Source organism: uncultured Veillonella sp., assembly GCF_963543145.1.
Lineage (GTDB): Bacteria > Bacillota > Negativicutes > Veillonellales > Veillonellaceae > Veillonella.
In genome coordinates this window covers 1-4,770 of the sequence record NZ_CAUTZP010000034.1, presented here as the reverse complement: position 1 = coordinate 4,770, position 4,770 = coordinate 1, and the positions used below count along the sequence as shown (strand labels likewise).

At 42.9% G+C, this 4,770-nt stretch carries 5 protein-coding genes; all 5 read right to left on the bottom strand.

The genetic code is table 11. From position 1 onward, the window contains the following. Nucleotides 1–1,418 (bottom strand): ribonuclease J (locus RWZ05_RS08835; RefSeq protein WP_399554375.1); only part of this gene is annotated, 1,418 nt, incomplete at its 3' end. Between the two features lie 399 nt (nt 1,419–1,817). Next, on the bottom strand, nt 1,818–2,687 hold the full coding sequence (locus RWZ05_RS08830; RefSeq protein WP_314643826.1) for a uracil-DNA glycosylase: 870 nt from the start codon (nt 2,685–2,687) through the stop codon (nt 1,818–1,820). 203 nt (nt 2,688–2,890) lie between these two features. Then, on the bottom strand, nt 2,891–3,664 hold the full coding sequence (locus RWZ05_RS08825) for an ABC transporter ATP-binding protein (RefSeq protein WP_314643823.1): 774 nt from the start codon (nt 3,662–3,664) through the stop codon (nt 2,891–2,893). An 11-nt stretch (nt 3,665–3,675) separates the two neighbouring features. Further along, complete coding sequence (locus tag RWZ05_RS08820; protein WP_314643820.1) at nt 3,676–4,428, bottom strand: ABC transporter permease; 753 nt, start codon at nt 4,426–4,428, stop codon at nt 3,676–3,678. A 10-nt stretch (nt 4,429–4,438) separates the two neighbouring features. Next, nucleotides 4,439–4,770: ABC transporter substrate-binding protein (locus RWZ05_RS08815; RefSeq protein ID WP_314643817.1), on the bottom strand; the 332-nt coding region annotated here is incomplete at its 5' end.

Genomic DNA, 4,770 nt, shown 5'->3' with positions numbered 1-4,770 from the left:
CGGTGGTTACTTGTAGCCATACGGGACAAGCCTGCCATCGGTTCACCTTGAGAGCCAGTTGTTAAGATCATAATTTGGTCATCTGTGTAGTTGTGCATTACATCTACGTCGATGATTGTATTTGGTGGAATATTCAAGTAACCGCGCTCTTGAGCAATTTCTGTAACATTCACCATGCTGCGGCCCATAACGACAACCTTGCGGTTAAACATAACTGCTGCATCAATAGCTTGTTGGATACGAGATACGTTAGATGCGAATGTAGCCAAAACAACGCGGCCTTTTGCTTCCCCAACAGCTTGTTTAATAGCAGGACCTACGGAACTTTCAGAACCTGTAGTACCTGGTTTTTCTACGTTTGTAGAGTCGGACATCAACGCTAATACGCCTTTATTACCGAGCTCAGCAAATTTGTGCATATCCATCAAACGACCATCAACTGGCGTTTGGTCAATTTTAAAGTCCCCTGTGTGCAGTACAGTACCGATTGGTGTATCGAAGTACACAGCGCAGGAGTCTGGGATGGAATGATTTGTTTGGATAAAACCAACCTTTACAGAACCGATTTGAACTTCGTCGCCTGCTGCAATGGTGCGAAGACATTTTGGAGATACTTTATGTTCTTTAAATTTACCTTCAATTAAGCCACAAACGAGGTTTGTTGCATATACTGGGCAATTAATTTCCTTCATAAGATATGCCAAGGAGCCGATATGGTCCTCGTGACCATGAGTAATAACAACTGCTTTTACGCGGTCCTTATTCTCGATGATATAGCTCATATCAGGAATAACGATATCTACGCCAAGCATATCTTCGCTAGGGAATGCTAGGCCTGCATCAAGAACGATGATTTCATCCTCATATTGGAAGATGGTCATGTTTTTACCAATTTCGCCAAGGCCACCTAACGGGATAATTTGGAATTTACCCTTGTTAGCACCATTTGGTGTACGACCTACCAATTCCACATGCTCTTCTTGATTATTGCGGTTTGTAGGGCGATTATTCGGACGATTGGTGTTACGATTTTGACCATTGCGTCCATTATTAGTTCTCGTATGACGTGTATTTTCACTACGTTCACCACGTGGCGCACGAGTTTGACGAGGTTTACGTTCTGTACGTTCTTGGCCTTCACCTTGCTCAGTATGGCGACGTGTATTTGTACGACGTGTCGTATTAGAACGACCACCATTTGCATTTGAGTGAGTACTTGTACGGCGTTGACGTGTTGTACCCTCCCCTTCACTCGCTGCTTGTTGGCGAGTGCGCCCTTCGCCAGCAGGACGGCGTGTATTAGTGCGACGACGAGTCTGTTTTTGCTCGCCTTCAGCCGCAGCTGCACGAGTAGCATGTCTTGCTACTGTCGGTTCTGCTTTCACTTGCGCAGTAACCTGATTATCTGTTGTATTCACAGTTCCTCCTAAAATTTTGTTCATTATTTTATTTAACATAGTTTTTCTCACCTATCACTTGAATTGATCTATGCTATGGAGGCCACACAAAGAAAAAGGCGCTAAAATACTAGCGTCTCGTCAAATGGGCGCAAAAATGCGCTATCAATTTTTGCCGTTCCTAGTGTTATTGTGACCATTTGCCATAGCAAATGAGTATATTGCCCTCAGTAGATATGTCAGCCGCGACGGGTACGTTCTCTTCGTTCCAATCTAATGAGTTATACAATATAATCCGATCGATTTTGATGAAAGCCTCGCTTTCATACGTTATCTTTATTGTAACATAAAAATAGCGTTAACAAAAGAGGCGAACCCCTATGTTAACGCTATTACACGAACATTTGTATAGAAATCTAATTATTTATCATTAGGATTATTTTTGTAAAAGCCTTCGATATGCCATGCCCCATTTTCTTCAATGACGGAAATATAGCGTTTCATATGCATCGCTTCTACGGCCTCAGCAAAGCCTTGTCGATATAGATTGGCTCCACCGTTTGCAGGATGACGTAAACCGACGGCGGACAGACCAAATTTGCCCATCGTATCAGCAGACTTTTGACCTACGGCAAGCATAAAAGGTTTTGCACCACCGAGCTCAAAATGTAAATCTAGCAAGCGTTTTGTATATTCCCAACCTAACTGTTGCTCTTTATCCGTAGGTGTGCGATTCGTCAGTGGATTTCCCTCCTTATACGGGTGGAAAGGGAATATATTCCACAACAAGGTATCGTACGGATCGATGCCCTTTTCCATAATAGCATTCCACACCACAGTATCAGTAGGCTCATTAAAGCCATCCTTCTGCTGTGCTCCTTTCAACAGATGACTACTAGGAGAACTAGTTCGTTCTAGGCGAATAGGCGTTACATCCTTCGCGCGAATGGTTTTGTGCTTATCTAGTAACATTCTTTCACAAGTAATAGCAATACCTGTAAAGCGTCCCCCTTGATAACCTACAGCCTCAGCCACCACAAAGACCTTAGCTCGACCTAAGCGCGGCAATAAATAAGCTACTAGATTATCTCTCCGCACTTGGGCCGCATCAAAACCCTCTGTAACAATCTCTAAATCAGGATTTACCTCACCCCAAGGATTATGAACAAGTCTACCAGAATACTGGGCGAGCCAATCTACAAAACCGCACACCTTCTCTACATGCTCTGCATCAAAGGACCCTATATATTTATCAAAAGACATGCTCTTCTCTAACTCAAACAAAGACATACTGCCTCCAATTTAAATTTCATATGTTATTACCGATATATATCTACTATACATGATAATTACACGAATTGCATAAGAAATATATAGTTATATAGGAACTTTCATGGTGATTAACCCCGTTAGCTTAGACGATCATAAGCAATAAAAAAACTCCCTCAAGTATTTCGCCGTTCTTGAGGAAGTTTCTTTTGAGTTCTATATAACTAAATATAGAACTCGATTTTGTCTTCTTTTGCTAGTTGGAATTGTTTGAAGATGTGGTTCCGAATATTAACAAAGTTTGGCGATGTACGGTCCGTTCTGTCAATGATATTTACAGGGATGATAGTTTGTACACGACCTGGATTTGCCGCTAGTACTACAACGCGGTCCGCAAGGACTACGGCTTCTTCAATATCGTGAGTAACGAATACAACTGTTTTCCCTTCTTCGCGGCAGATGCGAGAGATTTCGTCTTGCAAGTTGATACGTGTCAACGCATCAAGGGCTCCTAGTGGTTCGTCCATGAAAATAATATCTGGATCTACCGCTAGTGCACGGGCAATGGATACACGTTGTTGCATGCCCCCAGATAGTTCTGCAGGGTAGCGATTGCGTGCGTGATCGAGACCTACCATTTTCACATATTTATCGATGATGGCAGAGCGTTCCTCTTTAGGTACCTTTTTGCTTTCAAGACCGAGTGCAATATTGCTTTCCACCGTACGCCATGGCAAGAGACCATAGTTTTGGAACACCGTTACATATCTGAGTTGTGGCGCTTTCACCTCTTCACCATCGATAGTAATGGAACCAGATGTAACGAGCTCAAAGCCCGCCATAGCGTTTAATAGCGTACTTTTACCAGAACCAGACGGGCCTAAGAGACATATAAACTCGCCCTTTTCAATATCTAAATTAATATCTTCAAGAATGGTGAGTGGTTCCCCATCTTTCATAAATTCCTTATGTGCATTGCGCACCGAAATGTAACCCATGAGGCCACCTCCTATTTCTCAATACCCCAACGTTTGTAAATCCATTTTTCGATGAGGGACACGCCCCAATCGAGTAAAAGCCCAATGAAACCGATGGTTAAAATGGCCACCATCAAAAGATCGTTACGCAAGTTGTTTCTCATATCGATGATGAGGAAACCAAGACCCGTTTGAGAGCCTACCATTTCGCCTGTTACAAGGAAGATCCACGCTGTACCAAGGGCGATGTGAAGACCAGATGCAATGCCAGGGAATACGGCAGGCAATACGATTTTAAATAATAATTCTGGCTGTTTAATACCAAAGTTGCGCGCCACCTTGATATATACAGGATCGATATTTTGGATAGCGGATACCGTGGATAACAACACAGGGAAGAACGCGGCGATAAAGATGATAACGATGGCCGGCGCTTGACCAATACCAAAGAAGAGAACGATAAACGGCAACCACGCCACTGGAGAAATTGGTCGAATGACTTGAACGATTGGATTGATGTAGTTCCAAATCCCCTTATACCAACCCAAGATAAGGCCCAAGAAGACGCCAGCTACAACGGAAATGATGTAACCGATGAAAAAGCGTACTAAACTGTCTGCAATATCCCTAAAGAGAACACCGTCTCCGATGAGTTCTCCAAAGCCTAGCAATACCTTATATGGCGTTGGAAATAAGGCTTCGTTAAATCCTCCAAGGCGAACAATCAATTCCCAAATCAGCCAAGCTGCGATAAATGAGCACGGCACATATGTATATTTCTTCATGGTCCCCCTCCTATGGTAACAACGATGCATCTACAAACTCTGAATAACTCGGCACCTTTTTAATTAAATCAATATGCGTCATATGATGCACGAGCGCATTATAACGGTCCTCTGTAAGGGCTAAATCTCCAAACCCAATCACTTTGAGGGAACGTTCTATAATAGGGTCCTTAAACTTTAAATATTTCAAGGCAATTTCTTTTTGTGACTCTGGATGCTCATCTAGGTATTTACCTGCATCAAGATAGGCCTTGGTGAAAGCTTTTGCCAAATCGTGATTTTCGTCCACGAATTGACCATTAAACACGAGGGCACAGCAAATATTGTCATGCCATAAGTGAT

What these genes read in the sequence shown, in the direction of transcription:
- RWZ05_RS08830 (WP_314643826.1), bottom strand. Translation starts at nt 2,687, where the DNA reads ATGTCTTTGTTTGAGTTAGAGAAGAGCATGTCTTTTGATAAATATATA.
- RWZ05_RS08825 (WP_314643823.1), bottom strand. Translation starts at nt 3,664, where the DNA reads ATGGGTTACATTTCGGTGCGCAATGCACATAAGGAATTTATGAAAGAT.
- RWZ05_RS08820 (WP_314643820.1), bottom strand. Translation starts at nt 4,428, where the DNA reads ATGAAGAAATATACATATGTGCCGTGCTCATTTATCGCAGCTTGGCTG.